Below are 2,706 nucleotides of genomic sequence, written 5' to 3'. Positions count from 1 at the left end.
CTAGGTTCAGAGCCTGTCCTACAGCGGCAGAGCCTGTCAGAATGTCGGTTGCTGGTGCTGCGTGTTCGCTCCCGTTTGGAGGAACGGAAATTCTGGAATCGATACAAATCGTCAAAACTGGCAAAATTGAGAATTTGCTCTTTATCATTCAAGAACAGCAAGAAAGCGCCATTTCGAGTGCGGCCGACGGCTGAGCCGCCGGGTCCGCTGAGATTGCCGAAGAAGAGCAAGGAAATGCGTCGCAGAGCCACAATGCCTGCCCCGGACTTGATCCGGGGTCAGACGAATCAAAAGGGCGACCCGAAAGCCGCCCTTTTCGTCCGCTGGCCGAGCAAATGCGAACCGGTGGACAACGCCGCGCGTTGCCCACGCGCCGCATTAACGGCTGTAGAATTCCACAACCAGGTTGGGTTCCATCTTCACCGGATAGGGAACTTCATCCAGCGTCGGCACGCGGATGTAGGTGGCCTTGTTGCCGGCGACCGACACATATTCCGGCACGTCACGCTCGGCGAGGCTCTGCGCTTCAAGCACCAGCGCCATTTCGCGGGCCTTGGGGCCCAGCTCAAGAACGTCGCCGGGCTTCAGGCGGGCCGAACCGATGTTGCAGCGCACGCCATTGACCCAGATGTGGCCATGATTGACGATCTGGCGGGCGGCAAACACCGTCGGTGCCCACTTGGCGCGATAAACGGTGATGTCCAGGCGCTGTTCGAGCAGGCCAATGAGGTTCTGCGAGGTATCACCCTTCATGCGAACCGCTTCGGCGTAAACCTTGCGGAACTGCTTTTCGGTGACGTCGCCGTAATAGCCCTTCAGCTTCTGCTTTGCGCGCAGCTGGATGCCGAAATCGCTGACCTTGCCCTTGCGGCGCTGGCCGTGCTGGCCGGGACCATATTCACGCTTGTTGACGGGGCTCTTGGGACGACCCCAGATATTCTCGCCCATGCGGCGATCGAGTTTATACTTGGCGCTGGAACGCTTCGACATTGTCCACCTTGCTTCACAACGGCCAGCCGGAATTGGCGGGCCTACCCGGTCTCGCCAAACACGCCTGCTGCCAATGCAACACCGGGGATGGGCCACCGCTTCACCGGGGTGCGGGGCCAGATGCGAAGTGGGTGCGTTAGGAGGGCGGCCGCGCAGTGTCAAGGCCGATACGGGCCGAGCCACCATCGTGATGGGCCAATTTCCTTGACTTTGCGGCCCCGAATCGTCAGGGAGCCTCGTTCCCCACAAGCTATAGCCGGAGCCGCTTCATGGCACGTGTGACTGTTGAAGATTGCGTCGACAAGGTTTCCAACCGGTTCGACCTCGTGTTGCTGGCCGCGCACCGCGCCCGTAACATCTCGTCGGGTTCGGAATTGACCATCGACCGTGACCGCGACAAGAACCCAGTCGTGGCGCTGCGCGAAATCGCCGAACAGACCGTCCATCCGGCCGAACTGCTTGAAACCATGGTGCAGGCCATGCAGCGCGTGCGGGCCGATGATGACGACACGCCAGACGTGATCGGCTCGCTGTCGGCATCCGCCGAAGCCTTGCGCATCACGGCGGCGCAGCCACCGCGCAACCAGAACATGGGCGGCGAGTACGAATGAGGCGGCACGAAATAGCGTAGCTATTTCGAGACTCGCCGGATTACGGCCAGCGACCACAAAAGGGCGGCCCCCACAGGCCGCCCTTTTTTGTGTCGTCCGACCCCGGATCAAGTCCGGGGCAGGCATTGTGGCTCCGCCACGCTCTTTCTGCCTTCCTTCCCTCACCCCCTCAGCGGACTCGGCGGCTCCGCCACCGGCCGAGCCCCCACGTACCGCCCCGCGACACCTGTCGCACCCCCTTCGCCCTTGCCCTCACCCCCAATCCTCCCCAAGGTGGTTGGCTATGCTGCGCCAGTATGAATTGGTGGAACGGGTCAAGGCCTATGATCCAGACGCGGATGAGGATCTGCTCAACCGCGCTTATGTGTTTTCGGTGAAGGCGCACGGCAGCCAGTTGCGCGCCAGTGGTGACCCCTATTTCAGCCACCCGATCGAGGTGGCCGGCATCCTGACCGAGCTGCAACTGGACGACAAGACCATCGCCACTGCCATCCTGCACGACACCATCGAGGATACGGTGGCCACGCAGGAACAGATCGACCGGTTGTTCGGGCCGGATGTGGGCCGGTTGGTCGATGGCGTCACCAAATTGTCCAAAATCGAAGCGCAGACCGAAAGCGAGCGCCAGGCCGAAAATCTGCGCAAGTTCCTGCTGGCGATGTCCACCGATATCCGCGTGCTGCTGGTCAAGCTGGCCGATCGGCTGCACAATATGCGCACCCTGCATTTCATCGCCAAGGAAGACAAACGCCGCCGCATCGCTCGCGAAACAATGGACATCTATGCCCCGCTGGCCGAGCGGATCGGCATGTATGGCTTCATGGAGGAAATGCAGGAACTCGCCTTCACCCACCTCGAGCCCGAAGCCAGCGCGATGATCAGCCAGCGCATGGTGCGGCTGCGCGATACCACCGGCGCCAATGTTCACCGCGTCACCGGCGCGCTGGAAGACCTGCTGCGCGCGAAGGGTATTCAAGCACGGGTGACCGGCCGCGAAAAGCGCCCCTATTCGATCTGGCGCAAGATGGCGGCGCGCCAGATGAGCTTTGAACAATTATCGGACGTGATGGCCTTTCGGGTGATCATCGATGATGAAAGCGATTGT

4 protein-coding genes are annotated in these 2,706 nt (G+C 61.3%); 3 read left to right on the top strand and 1 reads right to left on the bottom strand.

The window, feature by feature from the left end; translation table 11 throughout:
- On the top strand, positions 1–194 hold a 194-nt coding region (locus ACESL8_RS03535), incomplete at its 5' end, for a hypothetical protein (RefSeq protein ID WP_372916022.1).
- Positions 195–378: 184 nt separating this feature from the next.
- Here the strand turns inward: ACESL8_RS03535 and rpsD are convergent.
- Positions 379–990, bottom strand: a complete 612-nt coding sequence (rpsD, locus tag ACESL8_RS03530) for a 30S ribosomal protein S4 (protein ID WP_372916020.1) — start codon at positions 988–990, stop codon at positions 379–381.
- 269 nt (positions 991–1,259) lie between these two features.
- Here rpsD and rpoZ point away from each other — a divergent pair, with 269 nt between their 5' ends.
- Positions 1,260–1,601: a DNA-directed RNA polymerase subunit omega gene (gene rpoZ, locus ACESL8_RS03525; protein ID WP_372916016.1), complete on the top strand. Its 342-nt coding sequence runs from the start codon at positions 1,260–1,262 to the stop codon at positions 1,599–1,601.
- 283 nt (positions 1,602–1,884) lie between these two features.
- Positions 1,885–2,706, top strand: an 822-nt coding sequence (locus tag ACESL8_RS03520) for an HD domain-containing protein (protein WP_372916013.1), incomplete at its 3' end; no start/stop codon positions are given.

This window comes from Sandarakinorhabdus sp. (genome assembly GCF_041689835.1).
Taxonomy (GTDB): domain Bacteria; phylum Pseudomonadota; class Alphaproteobacteria; order Sphingomonadales; family Sphingomonadaceae; genus Sandarakinorhabdus.
The sequence above is the reverse complement of the archived record's forward strand: the minus strand, read 5'-3'. Positions and strand labels throughout refer to the sequence as shown.